Source organism: Polynucleobacter sp. AP-Ainpum-60-G11 (assembly GCF_018688375.1).
In the GTDB taxonomy this organism is placed as follows: Bacteria; Pseudomonadota; Gammaproteobacteria; order Burkholderiales; family Burkholderiaceae; genus Polynucleobacter.
Genome location: NZ_CP061318.1, coordinates 1489775 through 1511887 on the forward strand (window position 1 = coordinate 1489775; position 22113 = coordinate 1511887).

At 46.2% G+C, this 22113-nt stretch carries 25 protein-coding genes; 1 reads left to right on the forward strand and 24 read right to left on the reverse strand.

Features of this window, described 5'->3' with window-relative positions; all coding sequences use genetic code 11:
* Positions 1-23 precede the first annotated feature (23 nt).
* The 7 genes from ccoO to FD971_RS07790 form a co-directional block, all read right to left on the reverse strand.
* Positions 24-674, reverse strand: coding sequence for a cytochrome-c oxidase, cbb3-type subunit II (gene ccoO, locus FD971_RS07760; RefSeq protein ID WP_215333759.1), 651 nt, complete (start codon positions 672-674; stop codon positions 24-26).
* 11 nt (positions 675-685) lie between these two features.
* Positions 686-2128, reverse strand: a complete 1443-nt coding sequence (ccoN, locus tag FD971_RS07765; protein WP_215333761.1) for a cytochrome-c oxidase, cbb3-type subunit I — start codon at positions 2126-2128, stop codon at positions 686-688.
* Positions 2129-2298: 170 nt separating this feature from the next.
* A complete protein-coding gene (ccoS, locus tag FD971_RS07770; protein ID WP_215333762.1) occupies positions 2299-2478 on the reverse strand; it encodes a cbb3-type cytochrome oxidase assembly protein CcoS in 180 nt (59 codons plus the stop codon).
* Between the two features lie 9 nt (positions 2479-2487).
* Positions 2488-4926, reverse strand: coding sequence for a heavy metal translocating P-type ATPase (locus FD971_RS07775; RefSeq protein WP_215333763.1), 2439 nt, complete (start codon positions 4924-4926; stop codon positions 2488-2490).
* 9 nt (positions 4927-4935) lie between these two features.
* Positions 4936-6177, reverse strand: a complete 1242-nt coding sequence (locus FD971_RS07780) for an MFS transporter (RefSeq protein WP_215333764.1) — start codon at positions 6175-6177, stop codon at positions 4936-4938.
* A gap of 6 nt (positions 6178-6183) precedes the next feature.
* A complete protein-coding gene (locus FD971_RS07785; protein ID WP_215333765.1) occupies positions 6184-6939 on the reverse strand; it encodes a 2OG-Fe dioxygenase family protein in 756 nt (251 codons plus the stop codon).
* A gap of 32 nt (positions 6940-6971) precedes the next feature.
* Positions 6972-8273 (reverse strand): TAXI family TRAP transporter solute-binding subunit, encoded by a 1302-nt coding sequence (locus tag FD971_RS07790; protein ID WP_215333767.1) that lies wholly within the window; start codon positions 8271-8273, stop codon positions 6972-6974.
* 105 nt (positions 8274-8378) lie between these two features.
* Between FD971_RS07790 and FD971_RS07795 the strand changes: the two genes are divergently transcribed.
* Positions 8379-9152 carry an SDR family oxidoreductase gene (locus tag FD971_RS07795; protein WP_371743076.1) on the forward strand — a complete coding sequence of 258 codons (774 nt, stop codon included), beginning with the start codon at positions 8379-8381 and terminating at the stop codon, positions 9150-9152.
* On the opposite strand, the gene ccmI is transcribed toward FD971_RS07795, so the two are convergent.
* The 17 genes from ccmI to FD971_RS07880 all read right to left on the reverse strand — a co-directional run bounded on the left by ccmI (position 9153) and on the right by FD971_RS07880 (position 22112).
* Entirely contained in the window at positions 9153-10343 is a 1191-nt protein-coding gene (ccmI, locus tag FD971_RS07800; RefSeq protein WP_215333769.1) for a c-type cytochrome biogenesis protein CcmI, read from the reverse strand.
* On the reverse strand, positions 10336-10800 hold the full coding sequence (locus FD971_RS07805; RefSeq protein ID WP_215335298.1) for a cytochrome c-type biogenesis protein: 465 nt from the start codon (positions 10798-10800) through the stop codon (positions 10336-10338). The genes ccmI and FD971_RS07805 overlap by 8 nt, the downstream gene beginning before the upstream one ends.
* A 35-nt stretch (positions 10801-10835) precedes the next feature.
* Complete coding sequence (locus FD971_RS07810) at positions 10836-11360, reverse strand: DsbE family thiol:disulfide interchange protein (protein WP_215333770.1); 525 nt, start codon at positions 11358-11360, stop codon at positions 10836-10838.
* The gene (locus tag FD971_RS07815) at positions 11357-13276 is read right to left on the reverse strand and encodes a heme lyase CcmF/NrfE family subunit (RefSeq protein ID WP_215333772.1); all 1920 of its coding nucleotides are present in this window, start codon (positions 13274-13276) and stop codon (positions 11357-11359) included. Before FD971_RS07815 ends, FD971_RS07810 begins: the two co-directional genes overlap by 4 nt.
* Positions 13276-13707 (reverse strand): cytochrome c maturation protein CcmE, encoded by a 432-nt coding sequence (gene ccmE / locus FD971_RS07820; protein ID WP_215333773.1) that lies wholly within the window; start codon positions 13705-13707, stop codon positions 13276-13278. The genes FD971_RS07815 and ccmE overlap by 1 nt, the downstream gene beginning before the upstream one ends.
* A complete protein-coding gene (gene ccmD, locus FD971_RS07825; RefSeq protein WP_215335301.1) occupies positions 13704-13892 on the reverse strand; it encodes a heme exporter protein CcmD in 189 nt (62 codons plus the stop codon). The genes ccmE and ccmD overlap by 4 nt, the downstream gene beginning before the upstream one ends.
* A complete protein-coding gene (ccmC, locus tag FD971_RS07830) occupies positions 13892-14662 on the reverse strand; it encodes a heme ABC transporter permease CcmC (protein ID WP_215333775.1) in 771 nt (256 codons plus the stop codon). Before ccmC ends, ccmD begins: the two co-directional genes overlap by 1 nt.
* Positions 14659-15324 (reverse strand): heme exporter protein CcmB, encoded by a 666-nt coding sequence (gene ccmB / locus FD971_RS07835; protein WP_215333777.1) that lies wholly within the window; start codon positions 15322-15324, stop codon positions 14659-14661. The genes ccmC and ccmB overlap by 4 nt, the downstream gene beginning before the upstream one ends.
* Positions 15321-15968, reverse strand: coding sequence for a cytochrome c biogenesis heme-transporting ATPase CcmA (ccmA, locus tag FD971_RS07840; RefSeq protein ID WP_215333778.1), 648 nt, complete (start codon positions 15966-15968; stop codon positions 15321-15323). Before ccmA ends, ccmB begins: the two co-directional genes overlap by 4 nt.
* 203 nt (positions 15969-16171) lie before the next feature.
* Positions 16172-16927: a transporter substrate-binding domain-containing protein gene (locus FD971_RS07845; protein ID WP_215333779.1), complete on the reverse strand. Its 756-nt coding sequence runs from the start codon at positions 16925-16927 to the stop codon at positions 16172-16174.
* Entirely contained in the window at positions 16924-17286 is a 363-nt protein-coding gene (locus tag FD971_RS07850; protein WP_251368611.1) for a carboxypeptidase-like regulatory domain-containing protein, read from the reverse strand. The genes FD971_RS07845 and FD971_RS07850 overlap by 4 nt, the downstream gene beginning before the upstream one ends.
* Before the next feature lie 202 nt (positions 17287-17488).
* Positions 17489-18469, reverse strand: coding sequence for a quinone oxidoreductase (locus tag FD971_RS07855; RefSeq protein WP_215333781.1), 981 nt, complete (start codon positions 18467-18469; stop codon positions 17489-17491).
* 31 nt (positions 18470-18500) lie between these two features.
* Positions 18501-18953, reverse strand: a complete 453-nt coding sequence (locus tag FD971_RS07860) for a DUF2452 domain-containing protein (RefSeq protein ID WP_215333782.1) — start codon at positions 18951-18953, stop codon at positions 18501-18503.
* Positions 18954-19040: 87 nt separating this feature from the next.
* Complete coding sequence (locus FD971_RS07865) at positions 19041-20567, reverse strand: cryptochrome/photolyase family protein (RefSeq protein WP_251368612.1); 1527 nt, start codon at positions 20565-20567, stop codon at positions 19041-19043.
* Between the two features lie 50 nt (positions 20568-20617).
* On the reverse strand, positions 20618-21172 hold the full coding sequence (locus FD971_RS07870) for a DUF3833 domain-containing protein (RefSeq protein ID WP_371743031.1): 555 nt from the start codon (positions 21170-21172) through the stop codon (positions 20618-20620).
* Positions 21173-21721 (reverse strand): chalcone isomerase family protein, encoded by a 549-nt coding sequence (locus tag FD971_RS07875; protein ID WP_215333783.1) that lies wholly within the window; start codon positions 21719-21721, stop codon positions 21173-21175.
* Positions 21722-21725: 4 nt separating this feature from the next.
* Positions 21726-22112, reverse strand: coding sequence for a thiol-disulfide oxidoreductase DCC family protein (locus tag FD971_RS07880; RefSeq protein WP_215333784.1), 387 nt, complete (start codon positions 22110-22112; stop codon positions 21726-21728).
* Between the last annotated feature and the right edge of the window lies 1 nt (position 22113).

The window sequence follows — 22113 nt, forward strand, 5'->3', positions numbered from 1 at the left end:
TTTTAAATTAATAACCTTGGTGATTATTTCGCTACAACTTCATCAACGATGATGTAACGACGATTGACACCCAAGCCCTGAAGGTAAGCAATCAATGCATCTTCTTCAGTCTTGCCTTCCAACTCCTTAGGAGCCTCTGCAATCATCTCTTCGGTGTAAGGAACGCCTAAACGACGCATTGCAACCATATGAGACTGAATGGAGGAAGCATCGGCAGCATTTTTTTGCAACCAAGGGTATCCAGGCATATTGGACTCAGGAACCACATCACGCGGATTGCGGAGGTGAATACGATGCCAATCATCAGAGTAGCGAGCGCCAACACGAGCTAAGTCAGGACCGGTACGCTTACTGCCCCAGAGGAATGGATGATCAAATACTGACTCACCAGCCAAGGAGTAAGGACCGTAACGCTCTACTTCAGAACGCAATGTACGGATCTGCTGTGAATGGCAGCCAACACAACCTTCGCGCTGATAGATATCACGACCAGCTAAACGTAATGCCGTGTATGGCGCTACACCGGGACTTGGTTCCGTTGTGGTGTGCTGAAAAAACAGGGGCACAATTTGAACCAAACCAGCAATCGAAACTACCACGATGGTGGCAATGATTAGCCAGCCAACGTTTTTCTCAAGCGTTCCGTGGGAAAAGAATTTATTTTCGCTAGACATTTTTCTTCTCCTTAGTGAGCAGTTGCAGATGTTTGTGGAATTGGGGCATTTACAAAAGCTTTACCGATAACAGTCTTGTAAACGTTGTATGCCATCAAGAACATGCCACTCAAGTAACAGAGGCCACCTAACAAACGAATCACGTAGAAAGGGAAGGTTGCTTTGACAGATTCGACGAAGCTATAGGTCAAAGTTCCATCTGGCTCAAAAGCTCTCCACATCAAACCTTGCATTACTCCGGCAATCCACATGGCAGCGATGTAAAGAACAACGCCAATCGTAGCAATCCAGAAATGCACTTCAATTAAGCGTGTGCTGTACATCTCTTTTTGTCCAACTAAGCGTGGGATCAAATAGTACAAAGAGCCGATTGTGATCATAGCCACCCAACCCAGGGCGCCTGAGTGTACGTGTCCAATTGTCCAGTCGGTGTAATGCGACAAGCTGTTCACAGTCTTAATCGACATCATTGAACCTTCAAACGTAGACATACCGTAGAAAGACAATGCCACTACCAAGAATTTCAAGATTGGGTCGGTGCGCAATTTAAACCAAGCACCAGATAAAGTCATGATGCCGTTGATCATGCCACCCCATGATGGAGCTAACAAAATGATTGAGAACACAGTTCCAAGCGACTGAGTCCAGTCAGGCAAAGAAGTATGTTGTAAGTGGTGAGGACCAGCCCACATATAAGTAAAGTTCAAAGCCCAGAAGTGGACGATGGATAAACGATATGAGTAGATTGGACGTTCAGCTTGCTTAGGAATGAAGTAGTACATCATGCCCAAGAAGCTGGTAGTCAAGAAGAAGCCAACTGCATTATGGCCATACCACCACTGAACCATGGCATCTTGTACTCCAGCATATGCAGAATAGGATTTCCACAAGCTTGCTGGCATTTCTAAATTATTAAAAATATGCAGAATCGCAATGGTCAGAATGTATGCACCGAAGAACCAATTAGAAACATAAATATGTTTTGTTTTGCGCTTCATGACAGTGCCAAAGAACACCACTGCATAGGCAACCCAAACCAGGGTGATCAGAATATCGATTGGCCACTCAAGCTCAGCGTATTCCTTAGAAGTAGAAATACCTAAAGGCAAGGTTACTGCTGCCAATACGATCACCAATTGCCAACCCCAGAAGGTGAAGGCCGCTAGCTTGTCACAAAAGAGTCTTGCTTGGCAGGTCCGCTGCACGATGTAATAAGACGTTGCAAACAACGCTGATCCACCGAAGGCAAAAATCACTGCATTGGTATGCAATGGACGCAAGCGACCATAGCTTAACCATGGAATATTAAAAGTAATATCAGGCCAAATGAGCTGGGCTGCGAGGATAACCCCCACGAGCATGCCCACAATTCCCCAAAGTACCGTAACGATGGCAAATTGGCTGACAACCTTGTAATTGAAGGTATCTTGATTGTTCCCCACGGTAAGTCCCATGGTTTCTCCTTTTTTTGTGACCTAACAGCGACATAATCCAAATAGACTGAAGCCATTATCAAAGTAAGCCTAGGGGTGCGTTTTGATCTATGTCAAAAAGGATGCGTGCATTTACGCTTTATGAAACTTGATTTATTTCGGTGAAATAGCTAAATGTCTAAAAAATATGGTTATTTTTGATAGTGTTCACTAACATTTTTAGGTTTTGGCGTGTCGTCGTCCATCAAGATCGCTTCACCAGGACCCTCTAAATCGTCAAATTGACCTGCCTTTACAGACCAATAGAAAATCCAGGCCAACAAGCCAATTAATAGCAGTGAAATAGGGATCAAGAGAAAAAGGCTTTCCATCCCTCTAGTCTAGGCCTTTCTGAGGCGCCAGGCGTTTAATGTGACCGCCAGGGAGGATAAGGACATTCCAATGCCAGCAACCCAGGGATTGACCCAACCCATCATGGCCGCCGGAATCGCCAGCAAGTTGTAAACCAAGGCCCAAATCAAGTTTTCCTTAATAATGAGCTGGGTCTTATCTGCCAGCAACAATGATTTAGCTAGGGAAGCCAAGGAGCTTGCAGTCAAGATAGCATCCGCACCCGCTGTAGCTAGTGGCGCACCTGCACCAACGGCAATAGAGACATCTGCTCTGGCTAACAGTGGTGCATCGTTAATACCGTCGCCAATCGCCCAAACAAAATGACCTTCTTTTTGCAGATGCTCGATGTAGTGACATTTATCTTCCGGTGAGCAGGCTCCTTTGAAATTACTGATGCCAACATGATGAGCCCACCATGCCACCGTCGCAGGATTGTCCCCAGAAACTAAATGCACAGTGATCTTGCGAGATTTTGCGGCAAGCAATAAGTTCTCAAGACCCGCTCTTGGAGTGTCTAAGAATAAAAAGCTCGCAATCAAACCTTGCTCATCTGACAAATGCACTTGACCATACTGCCCCTCTTGCTCAATCTGTTGAGCGCCAACCCAAGCTGCACTTCCTAGTCTATAAACACCTGAGCTCAGGCCTTTACCCAATTGATTGGTAACGGCTTCAGATAAAACTCTTGGGACGCAATGCTCAGCATCGGCAGCCCGCAATATAGACAGTGCAAGAGGATGTTTTTGACCAGCCTCTATTGACGCGGCGAGACTGAGAACATCCGATCTTGAAAACTCTGGGCGAGCAATCCGAATTTCTTGTAATTCAGGCTGACCCATCGTGAGCGTGCCGGTTTTGTCCAGCACCAAGTCTGTAGCCTTAACCAACCCTTCTAGCACGTGACCGCGCACAATTAATAAACCCAGTTTGGTTACTGCGCCTTGGGCTGCAGCCATTGCCGTTGGTACAGCAAGAGATAAAGCGCAGGGACAACTCGCAACCAATACTGACACTAAAACTGTCCAAGCTCTACTAGGATCTACGTACCACCAAATTGCTGAAGATAAAAAAGCAGCAATCAATTGAAATCCAACGAAATATCCAGCCCACTTTTCAGCAAGACTCACCATGATTGGTTTGGCCTGCAATGCTTGATCGAGTAGTGAGGCAATACCTGCAATCCGAGTTGCTTGACCTACCGCATCAATTCTCATGAGCAAGGGATTCAAAATATTGTGCGTGCCGGCATAAACACGATCACCAATCTTCTTATCAATTGGCTTGGATTCTCCGGTGAGCAGTGACTCATCTAGAGCGCTCTCATATTCAATCAAGATACCATCGGCAGGAACAACATCCCCAGGCGGCACTCGAAGAACCTCGCCGGGATTGCAATTAACAACTGGAACAATTTCTATTTTCTGGGAAACGGGGTAATTTGGCACTCGCTCGCAAGTGGCTGGCAATTGTTTTGCCAAGGCCTCTGCCCCACCCTGCGCATCTTGACGCGCTAATAATTCCACATAGCGTGCCGCCAAAATAAAAGCTACAAACATAGTGATGGAATCAAAATAACCTTGGCCGGAGCCAGTTGCTAGATTCACAGTACCAGCAGAGAATGCGAGCGCTAAAGCTAAAGCTATGGGTACATCCATGCCCAACATATGCGTTTGCCGAAATGAAGCAACACTACGCCACGCAGCTTGGAAAATAGGGCCAGCAGAATAAACCATCACCGGAACAGTGAGAGCCCAACTCGTCCAACCCAATAAGAGATCGTACTCGGCAGTGATATCACTATCACCTACATAGCTTGGCCAGGCGTACATCATGACCTGCATCATTCCCAGTAAGGCAACCCCCAGCCGCGTGAGCAATTGACGGCGTTCCTTTTTAGACTTTTCAATCGATAGTGAAGGCTCGAATGGCCAGGCTTCATAACCAATACGCTCCACTTCAAACAGCAAGCGTGCCAGGCTAGTTTGCTCAGGTGAAAACTCTGCCTTGACCTTTTGACTCACGTAGTTAATCTGCACATCTTTAACACCAGGAATACGTCGTAAATGTTGCTCACATAACCAAACACAAGCAGCGCAGCGAATTTTCTCAAGGCGTAAAGTCGTCTCTAGATTACCCTCTTCACCACTAGGTCGGGTATATCTCCCCAGCAAAGATGGATCATCATAAGGAGCTAGACTATCCGGAATTTCATTTGAGGCCAGATAAGCTGCAGGCTTGTCGCTGGACTGTGCGCGACGAGCGTAGAAAACCTCAAGACCTTCGCCATGAATAGTTTGCGCAATTGCCATACATCCAGCGCAACAAAATTTTCTATTAATGCCACCCAACTCCGCCTCATAAGAGTCATCCGGAAGAATAAAACTTCCACAGTGGTAGCAACTATTGCTGGGTAAGCTAGAGCTCATGAAGAATAATTAATTTCGGGTGAGGGGCTTACCTACCCAGCCATTGCGACGTTCGTACAGAACAAATAGAACGCCCCAGATCACTACTGCAGCATATGCCCAGACCCAAGAAATTTGTGAGGCACGTGAACCGGTTAAATCTAGTACAAAACCAAAAATAGCCGGGCCTAGTAAACCACCTCCAAAACCCATCAAGGAATGCAGGCCCATTGCAGCACCTTTAATATTTTCCTGAGCACTCACAACTAAACCCGCAGTCAAAGTAGCCGAATCGGCCATGATAAAAATCGTATGCCCCACTGCTAAAGCAATAATTAACCACCAGGATTGTCCGGTTGATAAAGCAAGTGAGACTCCAAATACTGCGCTAGACAGCATGACAAAGAAAATCCATTTCTGACGACCAATGCGTAATGCAATTTCGTTTCCAATAATGGATGCGGGAACGCCGAAGAAATTAATCACTCCAGCAATCGTAGTTGCAGTTACGAAGAATGGTTCACCCGTCACAATCGCACAGAAGCCAAAAAAAGCAACTATCCAACTGCGAGAAGCAAATAATTCGATTGAGTGGACCGTGTAACCAAAAATAAATCCTGAAGCTGTTTTGTCTTGTAGGACTAAGCGCCATTTATCAACCGGGAAAATATCGTGCAATCGAATACGAATTGGTCCATGCCATTTTTCATGAGTGAGCGCCGGGATAAATATCAGCACAATCAATAAAGCAGTGAATGGGCCCAAGGCAATAAAGCCAAAAACATAGCGCCAGCCCAAGCTATCCAATATCCAACCTGAGCAAAGATATGAAAACCCAGTGCCAATGCCAAAGAAGGCGGTATAGAAAGCGATATGGCGACTCAACTCACCAGTCTTAATGCGATCCGACAGAATTTTTAAACCGGGCATATAGGTGCCCGCTAAGCCAGCCCCGTTGAGCGCCATGAAAAACAGGGCAGTCCAAAAGTTGTAGGCAAATAAGCCCATGCCAAGCAAGCCACAAGTCGCTGAAAGTCCCCCCATGAGATAGACTTTTTTGGCATCAACGCGATCAGTCAGCGCGGTTGCCAATGGAACCATTAGCATATAGCCAAAGAAAAAAGCACTCGCAATTAACCCGGACTGCAAATTACTAAGGCGCCACTCATCTTGCAAAGTAGTGAGTACCACCGCATAGCAAGCGAAGCCCAGCAATGCGCAAGTTTGCGCCATGAGCATGAATGGGGTGTAACCGGTAGGTTTAAAGCGCATAAGGGTTTACTGCTGACTGCGATTTGGTGAATCCTGAAACCCATTCGAGCGGAAGGTCAGCACTAAGGTATCTCTATAACCGTGAGGGCCTAATGGCTGTATGGGAGTGGATTCATGAATCATGCGCTCATCATTCATCAACAACAAAGACCAGGGCTCAGAGAGCGTAAACCGTAAGCCAGCAGAGCCCGTCGCATCAAAGATACGCGTCTCACCACCCTTAATACCCACTCGATTGAGTAAAAAGACGGCTACAAAATCTACGCCGTCGCGATGGGCACCCTCAGGCGTCGGACGACCAATTCCATCGGTTGTATCAATCCGAAATTGGTGCGCTTCAACAAACCAGGTGTTCACCTGCTTAACGCCATTGAGTATGTGCGCCAATCCCAGCAAAAGTGATTGCCAGGCAGGGTTATTTGTCAGCAATGTCTGCGAAGGCTCGAACCAACGCTCAATGCCGCCATGCAAAGCGTTGTAATTGACAGACTGCCAATGCGCACGATGCGGCACCATCGTGAGGGAATCGCCCTTAATCTCAAAGCTTGAGTGGCGACGAAAACGATATCTCCCGCCATCCTTAAGGTAAGGGTCTCGTGGCAAACCCTCCCAAAACTGATTCAGACTGAGTAACTGCTCAAGATCAACATGGGCAATTTGTGCCACATCTTGAGCGCAAACTACTGCAAAACCTTCATCCCTCAAAGATTGTGCCAACTCCTTAACGGGGGTTAACTGGGGCGAAAGGCTGGAAATAGTCATGCGCTTATTTTAGGCTCTTACCAGCAAAAAACTTAAGAATGTAAATTTAAGCGAACGCGTACTTCACCCACATGGCCTTTTAAGTCATATAACTCTTTGGCATCGAGCATGGAAACCTTAATATTGCCCACCCTTCGCTCAATATCATCCAGATCCTTAAAGTTCTTATCTTTCAATGCTGGATTAGATGCATTGCGCTCAATCACCTTGAGCTCCTCATACACTTGAGATAACTTCAATCGCAAGAGCAAATTTTTAGCCGCAGGAATATAAGTAAATAATGGAATCAAAATCACTAGAAGCGGAATCACAATTTTTGCGAAACGGCCAATCCAGACCGCAGTCCAGAAAGGAAGGTGGCGGTGCAAGAAAGAAGGCCCATCTTTCAAGTAGATTTCAGCGTCAACGTGCACAGGAAAATCTAGACCAGCGCCAGATGGAAACTCTCCTGGCTTTTGCAAATAGGAATAAGTTTTGAGAATGTCGTAGGTTTCACCAAGCAATAAGGTCACTAAAGCAGGGCTGATATCGTCCTTACCCACCAAGGTCGCCGTTGCCGCTAAGACCTGAATGTCTTGGCGAGGTAAGTCATACGCAATACTGACTACTCCCCGCGGCACGGTTACCTTAGAAAGAAATGGGAATAAATGAACATAGGCTTCAGCCTGCTCAAAATTCATCAGGCGAATACCCGGGGTTTCATAAAAACTTTTAACCAAAGGGGCTTCAGGAGCGCTGACTAAAAATACAACATCTAACTCACCTTTTTTGAACTTCTCTAATGCATCAAGCGGCTTTAGTTTCTCAGCACGAATATCATTCATACTTAAGCCACTTGCTTCAAGCAATTGGGATGCTAAGGTCAAGGTGCCACTGCCCTCATTACCAATAGAAACGCGCTTACCTTTTAATTGACTCAATAATCCCAATCGACCAGATTCATTTGGGAAACTAGAGTCGCGATACCAAACCCATACCGGCTCATAAAACACACCAGCAATTGAAACAAAATTAGGATACTTGGATAGGTCAGCAACACCACCCTGGACCATTGCAAAATCGACACCAGAATCAGGGTTGTTTAATAAAGCCAAGTTATCGCTAGTACCGCCAGTGGTGCGCAACTTCAGCGATACCCCCTCCTGTGCTAATTCAGCCTGAAGCTTTTCACCGAACCGCTGATACAAGCCATTTGGGAAACCCGTTGCTAACTCGATCGATCGAGGTGGTGGAGGCACCAAAACCCATAAGGTAGCAAAAAGTATGGCGACCAGAATTAAAAAGCCTATGCCAAATGCAATGGGGTTATAGATATTTTTGCGTATGAAGTTCATCAGAATTCTTCTCGTTTTTTGTCATTATGCCCCGAGCCAAAGGATCAAGAGCGGAATGAATTCAATTGAATTATTTCGGGATAAGATGGGGGTTTTCAAGAAACCATCGGGACAAGAATGAACTCAGCCGTCAAGAAAGTAGCCCTCATTACGGGAGCTGGAACGGGTATCGGCAAGGCGGCTGCAAAAGCACTCCTAGCAGGCGGCTTTCAAGTTGTCTTAACCGGTAGAAATCTTGAGAAACTCAATCTAGCCATCCAGGCTATTGACGGGAATCAGCAAAACAGCTTGGCGCTTGCTTGCGATGTAGGTAAGCCAGAAGATGTAAAACAACTATTTTCAGCAATCCAAAAGCAGTTTGGCCGTATTGATGTGCTCTTTAATAATGCCGGTGTAGGTGCTCCAGCAATACCCATGGAAGAGTTGAGCTACGAGCAATGGATGAATGTCGTCAATGCCAATCTTTGCGGAGCCTTTCTGTGCTCACAAGAGGCTATTCGCATGATGAAAGCACAATCACCCCAAGGGGGCCGAATTATCAATAACGGATCCATCTCTGCACATGCACCCCGCCCGATGTCTGCGCCTTACACAGCAACCAAGCATGCAATTACGGGATTAACCAAATCTATTGCATTAGATGGTCGCCCATTTAATATTACTTGCGGTCAAATTGATATTGGTAATGCTGGCACTGAAATGACTATCCCCATGGCCGCCGGCATATTGCAGCCCGATGGCTCGAAAAAAGTGGAACCACTCATGGATGTAGATCACGTTGGGCAAGCTGTGCTGCATATGGCGCAACTGCCTCTCGAGAGCAATATTCTCTCAATGACCATCATGGCAAGCAATATGCCATTTGTTGGTCGAGGCTAATTAAGGCCTAACTTGATTAATCATCAGGCGGGCATTCGTTGTGCCCACTTTGATATTTTGAGGTGCAGATAACAAATCGCCTGACTCCGGCATTGCCATACCTGTTTTAGAAATACGCACCTCAACCGACACTTCTGGCAATTGTGAGATCAAGGCATTGGGACTCATTGCAAGGGCGTCGTTCAGAACAAAATTTATTGGGAATGCAGTCACTGCAGTTTTTAGGACTGCTACTGGCATACGCTCACCAGGTTTACGTGCAATCACCATTAAGACATCGCCAGGCTGAATTTTGGATTTCAGCTCCGGTGCAATCTCTACTTGCCCACTTACACCTTGATTGCTGATTACTGGAGCCTTAGCTGGGGCCAAGCCTCCCTTGCTTCGCGCCTCAGCTATGGAGGCTGCAATGGCGCGGGCCTCATCTGTATCAGCAGGTAATTGCTTTGCCAATTTTTCCCAAGACTGTACTGCAGCTTTGTAGTTTTGTGCATTAAAGGCAGCCGTTCCGGAAAGCCATAGCGCTAGCAAATTATTTGGATCTAGTGCCAATGCTTTATTAATCAATTGCTGAGGTTTTCCGGCAAAATTGCCATCTGCATTTGCCGCCAATACATCAGCATAGTCAGCCAATAATTGGGGATCAGCATCCACAAAGGATCCTGCGCGGGCATAAGCCTTAGCAGCCTCAGCATTTCGACCCAAAATTCGGTAAGAGCGTGCCAGCATGGCCCAACCCTTCAAATTATCTGGCTCTTTTTCCATCTTGGCAGCAAACTCTGCAACCATCTTTTCGACAGACTCTTGCGTCATTGGCGCTTCAGCATTCTTTTCAGCTACGCGTGTGGCGTCGCCAAGATAGAAATAAAAACCTGCGGAGAGTAGCACCACAAAAAGGCAGATGCCGATAATGGTTTTCTTAGGTGAGCCCAACACTGCAAGGTCATCCGCCTCATCTGTATCCTGAAACAGTCTTTGACGCATTTCTGCATGGGTTTGTTCATAGCTATCGCCATCCACCCTGCCCGCTAAACGATCAGCCTCGAGCTTATCGAGCTCTTCTCGATAAATAGCTGCATTCATTTGACGACGTGAAGTTGCAGACTCCTTGGCGGGAAAAAATAACGGGCGCAACAAAAGCACCAATACCAAAATCAACAAAAGGAGAGCGGAAATTAAAAAACTAGTCATGTACATTTTCTGTTGGGCTGGATTTAACATCCCGAAGTAGCGCATCAATACGACGGTTGTCCTCTGCAGATAAGGCAGTGCTTGGTACGCTTTGATTTCTTCGGCGTAGGTAGACCATCAGACCGATAATGCCAGCAAGCAAAATAACAAAAGGGCCTATCCATAGAAGCCAAGTAATCGGCTTTACTGGAGGGCGATATAAAACAAAATCGCCATAACGCTCGACCATAAAGTTGCGAATTTGCTCATCCGTCTTGCCCTCATGAATGAGAATGCGAATTTCTCGACGCAGATCATTTGCCAAATCCGAACGTGATCCAGCTAGAGATTCATTCTGACAAACTAGGCAACGCATTTCTTCCGAGATCGCAATGAGGCGCTGCTCGGTAACAGGGTCATCCGCAAGTGGAACAGCATCTTTAGCCCAAACGTTATTGCCAGCACATGTCAGAGCAATAGCCGCAAGAGTAGAAAGAAAAAGCTTGTTCAAAATCACTTGAGCTCACCTAGCAAAGGGATAATTTTCTTGTTGAGCAATTCCATCGTGATTGGGCCAATATGTTTAAATCGAATTACGCCGGCTTTATCAATGACATAGGTCTCTGGTACGCCATACACACCGTAATCAATACCCACCCGTCCATTAGCGTCGAATGCAGATAAAACGTAAGGATTACCTTGGCGCGTCAGCATAGCCATCGCATCGTCACGCTTATCTTTGTAATCCAAGCCAATAATCGGTGCAACTTGTAACTTACCTAACTCAACTAGAACCGGGTGCTCTTCACGACACGCAACGCACCAAGAAGCCCATACATTCAAAATCCAAGGCTTACCTTTCATACTTTCCGGTGAAAAGGTTTTTTGAGGGTCAGCCAGTTGGGGCAACTCAAAAGCAGGGGCTTGTTTACCAATCAGAGGTGAAGGCACTTCATGTGGATCACGATTTAAGCCTACCGCCAAAAATCCAACCAAAATGACAAACAAGAGCAGTGGAATTAAAAACTTGGCTTTCATGCTGCTGCCTTGCGTAATTTAATACGATAGCGTTTATCCGACATTGCCAAGATGCCACCCAAAGCCATTAATAAACAACCGCCCCAAATCCAATCAACAAAGGGCTTGTAATAGACACGTATAGCCCACGCCTTATCTTCGAGCTCTTCGCCCAATGAGACATAGATATCCCTAGTGAGGCCTGCATCAATAGCCGCCTCAGTCATTGGCATAGTTGAAGAAAAGTAGCTACGCTTTTCTGGGTACATCGTGGCTTCCAGCTTTCCGTTACGGCTTAGCAAGAGGGTGCCTTGCATTGCCTTATAGTTCGGCCCGGGCACTGCAGTGACGCTTTGAAGTTGAATTTGATAGCCGCCAACGCTGACACTTTCTCCCGCCAGCATGCGCACATCTTTTTCTTCTTGGTAAGCACCCACCATAGTGACGCCAATGACGAAAACCGCTATACCAAGATGTGCCAATTGCATACCAATAAATGAGCGCGTTGGTTTACCTGCTTTTGCTTGGCGAATAATCTGCAATATGCCTGAAGCAATCACCCAGAATGCCAATAAGAAACCGAGGCTGCTAAGCCAGGTAAATTCACCCATAGCAAATGGGATTAAACCTGCAGCAATCACTGCCATTAATGCTGCAACCCATAGACGCTTAATGACATCCACGAGATTGGAGTTCTTCCAGCTAGTCCATGGCCCAATACCCATGAGTACCAGCAAAGGAATCATGATGGGTACAAATACGCTGTTGAAGTATGGGGGCCCTACTGAAATCTTGCCTAAATGCAAAGCATCAATCAGTAGAGGGTAAAGCGTACCCAGGAGCACGGATGCGGCAGACACCACCAAGAAAACATTGCCAAGCAAGATAAAAGTTTCACGCGAAGTTAGGCTGAACTTGCCGCCAAGCGTACTTTTAGGAGCGCGCCAAGCATAGAGCGTCAAGGAAGAGCCCACCACCAGCACCAAGAAAATCAAAATAAAGATACCGCGCTTAGGGTCAGTCGCAAATGCATGAACTGAGGTGAGCACTCCAGAGCGCACCAAGAACGTTCCTAAGAGTGACAGTGAAAAAGCAGTAATCGCTAATAGGACTGTCCAACTCTTAAAGCCACCACGTTTCTCTGTCACCGCCAAAGAATGGAGCAAGGCAGTACCAACCAACCAAGGAATAAATGAAGCATTCTCCACGGGATCCCAGAACCACCAACCGCCCCAACCTAATTCGTAATAAGCCCACCAAGAGCCCAAGGCGATACCGAGAGTTAAAAATACCCAAGCTGCTGTTGTCCAAGGACGCGACCAACGTGCCCAAGCAGCATCGAGTCGTCCAGACAATAAAGAGGCAATCGCAAATGCAAATGCAACCGAGAACCCAACATAACCCATGTACAACATAGGCGGATGAAATACTAATCCCGGATCTTGCAAGAGTGGATTTAAGGAACGTCCATCTTGCGCAGCAGGTAATAGCCGTTCAAATGGATTTGAAGTTAACAGGACAAATAAGAGCAAGCCGGTGATGACCAAGCCCAAGACGCCAATCACTCGAGCAACCATAAACTCATCAAGCGACTTAGAGAGCTGGGCGACTAAAAATGTCCAAGTAGATAACAAGAAGATCCATAGCAATAGGGAGCCTTCATGACCGCCCCATACAGCGCCCAAACGGTAAATAACGGGCATCTGTGAGTTGGAATGTTCTGCTACATAGAGAACAGAAAAATCATTTGTATAAAAACTCCAGGCCAAAATCACAAATGCCATAGCAAGCAATAGGAAAACTGTTTGCGCAGCTGGCCTAGCCAACAAAATCCATTCGCGACGACCTTGATGTGCGCCAACCAATGGCAGGATGCCTTGAATGACCGCAATGCATAAGGCTAGAATTAATGCGTAATGCCCAAACTCAGGAATCATTATTTATTTCCATTTTTTTGAGCTTGCTCCAAGGCATGCTTAGCTTCTGGAGGCATGTAGTTCTCATCATGCTTAGCCAATACTTCGCTAGCAATAAATTGTCCATCTGGATTAAGGCGACCTTGAATAACTGCGCCCTTACCCTCTTTAAATAAATCCGGAAGAATGCCGGTATACGCAACTGGAATGTCTTTCACCATGTCGGTAATCACAAAGTGCACTGTTAAACCATCTCGTTTAACTGAGCCATCTTTGACCATGCCACCAATTCGGAAAACTTGACCGGCCGGAGACTTTCCAGCAGCCACTTCACTAGGCGTTACATATAAGGCGATGTTGCTATTGAGCGCATTCAAAATCAACACAGCCGCAATGCCAATAGCAATGAGTGCGCCAACAATAATGGCAGCTCGTTTGTGTCTTGGTTTCACTTGCTACCCTTTTGATCAAACTGCTGCGCCATCACTTCACGTTGGAGCCTTTGAACGATTTTCTTGTGGCGAGCACGAACAGCCAAAGGCTCTAATAGAAGCACTAAAGCGCAAACACCAAAGCTGCACCATACGTATAGCGCATAACCACCCATTGCAAAGAATTCAGCTGGACTATTCCACATCAAGGCTTTACCTCGTTTAATTGCTTAACCCAGTCAGTATGGGCCTCACGCTCCAAAATGATGGCGCGGACACGCATTAACCCCACTGCAATTGAGTACATCCAGAAGCATAAAGCCATTAAGAGCATTCCCCACAGCATGGTTTGAGCCATGGCTGGGGCCTTGGTTAAGGAAACTGAGGCACCTTGATGCAAGGTATTCCACCATTTCACTGAAAAATAAATGATGGGAACGTTCACCACACCCACTAAGGCCAAAATGGCACCTGCCTTATCGGCACGGCGCGCATTATCAATAGAGGCTTGCAGCGCCATAAATCCAAGGTACAAAAAGAGCAGAATTAACTCTGAAGTTAGACGTGCATCCCAAACCCACCAGGCGCCCCACATCGGCTTACCCCAAAAGGCACCAGTCCATAGAGAAAGAAACGCCATCCAGGCACCAATGGGAGCCAAGGCCTGCGCCATCATGGCAGATAGTCGCGTATTAAATACCAACCCCAATCCTGCCCAAGCAGCCATCACTAGATAGATGAACATCGACATCCAGGAAGCGGGCACATGAACAAAAATAATGCGATAACCCTGACCCTGTACAGCATCTACTGGAGCCACAAAGAAGCTAACCCACAGGCCAGCAACCCCAAAAATAATCGTGAGCGCCCAGAACCAAGGGATCATTTTTCCAGCGAGCGGATAAAACGTACTCGGGCTCGAGAACTTCAACCAATTCATGATGCGACTAGAGGATAAATTATTTACATTACTCATTCGATTGCAATCTTTACTGCATTAGCACTCACCCAAGGCACAAATGCTAATGCCAAAATCAATAACGCGCCCAATAGCGAAAAATGCCCCGTGATATCTAGCCCCACGCTACTGGCGTACACGGCACCTGCGCCAAAAATCAATACAGGAATATAGAGAGGCAAAATCAAAAGACTCATCAAGACGCTGCCGCCTCTCACTCCTAGAGTTAAGGCCGCCCCTATCGACCCCAACAAGGACAAAACTGGTGTCCCCAGCAATAAAGTCACCATCAACACTTTCAAAGACTGAGCATCCAGGTCAAACTGAATACCAATCACCGGCGCCAGCAAAACTAAAGGTAGTCCACATACCAACCAGTGAGCAATAATTTTGCCAAACACTAAGGACGTAAATGCATTTGGAGATAAGACCAATTGCTCTAAGGTACCGTCTGCATAATCAGCTGCAAACATTCGCTGCAAACCAAGCAAGGTAGAAAGTAAAGCGGCGACCCAAATCACGCCTGGGGCAATTTTTCTGAGTAAAGCGGTATCAGCGCCAATGCCTAGCGGAAATAAGCTAGTCACGATGACAAAGAAAAATAATGCTGTCAGCACCTCACTCTTGCGACGCATTACTAATAGTAGATCGCGCTGGACGATAGCAATAAAGGCGTTCATAGGTCCAGCACTCGCAGACCAGGAATAGCTAAGGGCTGATGACTAGTCAATACAACCAAGCCATTGCTCTCAAGATGTTCGGCTATTAATGCTTGTAACTCCTGAACTGCATGAGCATCTAAGGCATTAAAAGGTTCATCCAAAATCCAAACTTGTGCGCGTCGCGTCAACATGCGGGCCATCAATACGCGTTTTTTCTGACCTGCTGATAAGCAACTCACAGACAGATCTTCGCGCCCCTTTAAACCAAATCGCCATAAGGAGGCAAAAGCATCTTGCTCAGAAAGAGTAATGCCATCGATTGCGGCATACAGACGTAAATTTTCTAGGGCACTGAGATCCTCTTTCAAAGCATCGCGGTGCCCTAAAAATAAGAGCTTGCTGTGATATTCCGAAGCTTCTTTTTTAATGGCATTGCCATTCCAAAGAACCTCGCCAGTCTCCGGGGAAGCTAGACCAGTTAGCAAGCGCAACAGACTTGTTTTGCCAACGCCATTCTCCCCACGAATATGGAGGCACTGACCAGCAAATACCTGTAAATCAAGATTTGAAAAAAGTTCTCGCTCACCCCTCACACACGAGATCGCTCGAGCCTCAAGGGCTGCAGTTGAAGATGCTGGAAAGGTGGGGTTAATGGCTGTCATCGGAAGAAATGGCTTGAATCAAACCACCTCAGGCATTGTCCAAGACCCATTTGGGGCTGTCAAACTACCTAAAACAGTATCTAAAGAATAAATTTCTTTTAATTCAATCGCTTAGCCAATTATAAGCGGATTGAGGGGGGAATACCTCTCTCACGCACGCTGTAACTACATAGGCTTAATGCCATTTTCCGGGAAAACAAGGATTACTTGCCCTCTGCGGACGCTTTAGAAAGTTTTGCGACTGATAGTCCCCGGACCTGATATTGCCTAATGAGATCAGCCACTAAACCGGATTCGATGAATTCCGCTACACAGGCATTTAAAAACTCAATCGACTCTTGGTGGGATTTTTGAGTAGCAATTGCCTGCTGTATTCCGGTAAATTGGCCGTCCAGAATTCTTGATCCAGGGATATCTTGAGAAACGGAAACTAGGCCGGATTTTAAGCCCGCTAAAGCATCTAATTTTTCACTGATAAATATTTCATTGCTTGCCTTCACGCTATCAGCATGTACTAAGCTGGCATATTTAAGATTGCGCTGTAGCCAAAGGTCATAAGCACTCTTGTAAAAAGATGCAATCCGAATGCCCGGCTGATCTACCTGCGACAAATCAGTGATAGGTGAATCAGCAGGCACCAAGTAGCAGGCTTCTAGTTCGACATAAGCAGGTGTAAACGTGACCTTTTGAGCGCGAGCGGGATCAGAGCCCAACAATACGATACCGCAGCTTCCGCTGACGGCAGCCTCAAGCAACTCATCCTGAGTATTGAAGCCATGTAGATTGAGCTCAACATCCAAATGCTTTGCAATAGCTCTACAGATATCTGGCGCAATACCAATCAGCTCACCAGCAGATGATCGACCAGTAACCAATAAGAAGTTACCCAAATAGACTCCAGCAGAGAGAACACCATGAGGTGCGAGCTGCTGCAACACTTTAGATGAAATCAGGTTCAAGAGGATCTCCAAAAGAGATTGATCTTCTGTGGCAATGTCGACTTTACGGCAATAGATCTCTTTTGAACTTTCTCTTCATAAGTTCCCTCAAGCTGGTAATCGCCTGTAGGTAAATTAATGAGCATGTAAGGGCCATCGGCTTGCGCATCAAATACGACTTGATTATTGGCATTCAGAATTTTGATCTTGGCACCAAAAATCCAAACACCACGACCATTTTCAAGCTGCGATAACTCTAGTAAAACAGGCCACTGCTTTGCTTCCGCCAAAATCGCCTGTGACTCTTCTTCTCCTACCCCGCCAGAGATATAGGAGACTCCCTGAGAATATTGAGTATTTGGAATTTGTGCGTATGTCATTGAAAAGCAAGTAAGACAGATTGTAGAAAGAATCGTCTTGATATAGAAGTTCATGTGAGCCTCTGTTAATTAGCGTAAGTGCTTGTATTTCATTCTACAGTTAAGTGAATCAATTAGCGGTCGAGTAGAAATTAAAAAAGCCCCGCACAAGCAGGGCTCTTCAACGAGCTACATCATTAGATCTCATGTGCGGTAACCCACATTAAGGCATGATCACAATCGCTCCTGAAACTTTTCTTCCCTCAGCAGCCTTATGTGCATCAGCTGCCTGCTCCAGCGTGAACTTGGCACCGATCTGCACTTTCACGCGACCTTGGGCAATCGCATCAAATACTGCACGAGCATTTTCTTGTAGCAGCTCTGGAGTAGCGTTATGCGGGAAGACAGAGGGTCTAGTTAAAAAGAGGCAGCCCTTCTTGTTCAAAATCTCTGGATGAATTTCTGGCGCTGGGCCAGAGGCTGCACCAAATAAAGCTACTGTGCCAAATGGCGCTGCACAGTCTAAAGATCCTAAGAATGTGGTTTTAGCAACTGAGTCATAAACTACATTCGCTTTACGACCACCTGTAGCCTTGATAACCTCTTCAACCCAATTCGGCTTCGAATAATCCACCACGGCATCACATCCCGCTTCTTTTGCAGCAGCAAACTTGGCCTCAGATCCTACAGTGCCAACCACAAAAGCGCCTAATGATTTTGCCCATCCCGCCAAAATCTGGCCAACTCCACCAGCGGCAGCATGCACTAGCACCACGTCTCCAGATTTCACTTTATATGTTTTCTGTACCAAGTATTGCGCAGTCATTGCCTTAAAGAAAACAGCCGCAGCTACTTCATCGGATACGCCGTCTGGTACAGATACTAGCTTATCTACAGCAACATTACGCGCACTCGCATAAGCACCGATGCCGGCATTCATATACATCACACGATCACCTACCTTGAAGCGAGTAACACCTTCACCAAGGGCTTCGACTACGCCAACTGCCTCATGACCTAAGCCTGTTGGCAATTCCAATGGGTAAACACCTGAGCGCTGATACACATCAATAAAGTTAAAACCAATCGCAGTTTGGCGAAGCTGTACTTCACCCTTACCCGGAGCTGGCAACTCTTTATCAATTAATTGGATTACGTCAGCGCTACCGAGTTCTGAAAGACTAACAATTCGAGCAGTTGTCACAAGTCACCTTATTATTTTTATATTGAAAAAATTATCTTACTGCAACAGAGGACGATACAAGATCTTCATCCTCAACGACAGCCCATGTGCTATCACCTAGCTTTTTGACCGCCATGGAATAAGTCCAGGCATCAGGGATACCGCAGCTCCATTGGTCAGGTCCATTCTGAATTAATACATTTAAACCAATGCGACTATCAAAATACAGATGGTAGGTTTTGCCATGCAGGGGGTTAAAACTAAATTTAGCGCTATGAACCATTTCCGTAGCATCTAATCGCGCCTGAAGCGAACGTGCCTGCTTCATCAATACTTCAGCTTGCTCCATGATGCGATCATATTCAAGCTTGGCATTTTGGCGAGCGACATTGACTGCCTTGTCTTTTTCCTCCAGGACTTTGATTGGTGCAAATACAGGCGCGCCCACTTCCATGGGGTACTCAATACCGGCATGCCGTGCTGGATCCGTGTCTTCAATTCTCATGGTTCTTTAACCCGCTGATTTATTTAGCGAAAGTGTGACACAAATTGACAAAATGCGTTGTAGCCGCTTATAGATCGGATAAGCCCATTACAGGGAGTTCAAATCCCCTAGCAAGCCTTTGGCATGAATCGCAATTGCCTGTTGGTCGGCTTCACTAATTCGAGATAAATTGGCTGTCATTAGCCGGGTACGTGGGCTTGCCTCAAATTGAGTGCGATGCTGAATTAAGAAGTTCCAGTACAAATTAGTCATCGGGCAGGCGCCCTCTCCAAACCGAATATCTGGCTTGTATTGGCAAGAGCCGCAATAGTTACTCATTCTCTTAATGTAAGCCCCGCTGGCAATGTAAGGCTTGCTGGTAAAGCGGCCACCACTCGCAAATAAGGCCATACCTGCTGTATTGGGCAGCTCCACCCACTCAATTGCATCTATGTAAACCGCCAAATACCAATCACACACCTCTTTTGGCAGAATTTCTGCCAGCAGGGCAAAGTTGCCTGTCACCATGAGGCGCTGGATGTGATGGGCATACCCATATTCCAAAGTCTGCCCGATTGCCTCCTGCATACACTTCATCTTGGTGTCACCAGTCCAATACCAGGCTGGCAATCGATTCTGATGATTGTAAAAATTATCCAGCGCCATTTGTGGCATATCGAGGTAGTACATGCCACGCACAAATTCTCGCCAACCTAAGATCTGGCGAATGAATCCCTCTACCGTCGCCATCTCTAAATCCTCTTTTTTCCAGGCCGCCACAACTGCATTAATAACTTCCCTGGGATTGAGTAACTTTAGATTTAATGAACTCGACAACAGTGAGTGCCAGCCAAAAGGCGTATCGGTCCACATAGCATCTTCATAGCTACCGAAGGTTGCTAAGCGATGCTCTACAAATCCCTCAAGAGCCTGAAGTGCTTGCTGACGAGTAACTGGCCACTGAAAGCGCGCAAGGGATCCCGGATGATCCGGATAACGCTCCTCTACCTCAGCAATAAGAGTCTTCGTGATGGCATCGGGTTCAAATAATTCTGGAGGCGGAATTAAGCCAGGGCCTTTTTTGGGGAAAGGCTTGCGATTATCTCGATCAAAGTTCCACTGCCCACCTTCAGGGTTACCATCTTGATCCACCAAGATCCCATGGGTTTTACGCATGAGTCTATAAAAGTATTCAAGCCGTAACTCTTTTTTGTTGGCAACCCATTCTTTGAATTCAGAATGCGTGCAATAAAAGTGGCTATCTTGTCGCATGTCTAAAAAAACCTGAAGCTCTTCCGACAAAGCTTCAATCAACTGCTTAAGACGCCATTCACCAGGCTCTACGCAGATCAGATGCGTAAATTTTTCCTTAATGATTTTGCTTTTGAGATTCTCAACAATACTCTTGGGGGAGTGCTGAACGTAGGTAAGGGAAAATCCTTGGCTTTTAAGATATTCCGCAAAGTGGCGCATAGCCGATAAAAATAAAACTATTCGCGCCTTGTGAGACCAAACGTGCTGAGCCTCATTGGCTGACTCCACCATCAATATTTCATCAGTCTTGGGATTGATGTCTTTTAAGGCGGCACTATCCACATCTAGTTGATCACCCAAAATTAATATGAGCTTTTTCAAACTAGTCTTTCTTGCTGATAGATGAATCTGAAATACGAATAAGCCATTAACTAGCGCTTATAGAAACTTAAAGTAACTTCACCCAAATCAATCCCAAACTTACTCATCTTGGCTTTATTGAGCATGACCTTTGGTGTAACTAAATACATCCAATCATTAAATTGCACATGATAGATAGTGCCGTCAACTGGCAAGGCTAAGGTGTAAGCCCAGTTGAGTGCATTACCTGCTGACTCACCTAAAGCCTCACCCACTACATCATCTGCTGTGCCAATATATTTACCAGGAGCAGTTTCAGTCAAAGTCCAAATGCGTTTTTGCTTAGTCCCATCGGAATATTCAAAGCTCTCATCCAGAGTGCCTACTTTTTTACCGTCCACGACTTTCCACTGCGCGACTAAGAGTACGGTAAATCGCTTTTTAACCTCGCCACTACGGTCAGTAAAAATCCCATAGACATCAATCGTGCCGTTGAAGTATTCACTGAGGTCTAAACTGGGTTTTTCCTTGGCGTACTGAGTAACTGAAGGCGATGAGCAGGCAAATAAGCTCGCCGATACCAAGCCAACGAGCACCCATTTGGCAGTCATATAAGTTCTACGCATTTAACATGCTCCCGAAATAAGTGGTGGCGGACAACCCTGTCCTAATAATTCTGTTCTGAGTTTTGGTGCGCTGGTTTTGGAATCTAGCCAAATACCAAAGAAGGCTTTCGCAAAATCGGCACCCTGAATTTGGGATATTTTTTTACCCTCAAAAAAGAAACTGGTCCCCTGCTTAGGTATGTAGACAGCTGCAATAGTTTGACCAGGCTCCACGTTGGGAAGAATGCTCGCAAGCTCTTTACCCCAAGAGGTCGCTTGAGTATCAGCTACGCCTAAATTTCTCATCTCATCAGCTGTGCGGCTGGCGATTGCTTCGCCAGAGAAAGATCTCTGGTATTTCAGCTCGAGAGCAAACTCCTGCGAATCCTTGGCGCTGCCACGATATAAATTAGCGTCGTACACATGGAATCCCCAAAAGTTCAGCTTTCCAAGCCCTTGCAGTTGGGTTTGACCCATCATACTTTTGATGTGTGGAGGCTCCTTAGCAAAACCAATTGGAGGTACCGCACTGAGGGCCAGAGTGATCACCAATGAATATGTCAGTTTCATATCTTCACCCTTTTCTATTCACTAGTCGCAAAGCTGTAGGGCCCAGTAAGGCAGAAATCGCATGGCGATGCTTTGCGAAAAATCGATAGCCAACATTCCAAAAAGGCTTAAGTGCCGGTCTAGAAAAAATCCATGCGAGTTTAGGTAGATTAGCGCGACTATAAGCGGCCGAAAATACCTCAACCCCCTCAATGAGCTGACCATCATCATATTGAGCGCACATTGAAGCTAGGGCCCGATCACAAGAGACCCCCACACGCTCAGGAGAATATTGATCGGAGTTGATGTCTACAAAGTTTAGTAACCCCGCTTGATTACGCCCGGACAGAAATTGAATTTCTGCCTGACATAGTGGGCAAAGACCGTCATAGAACATGGTGAGCTTTTTCATG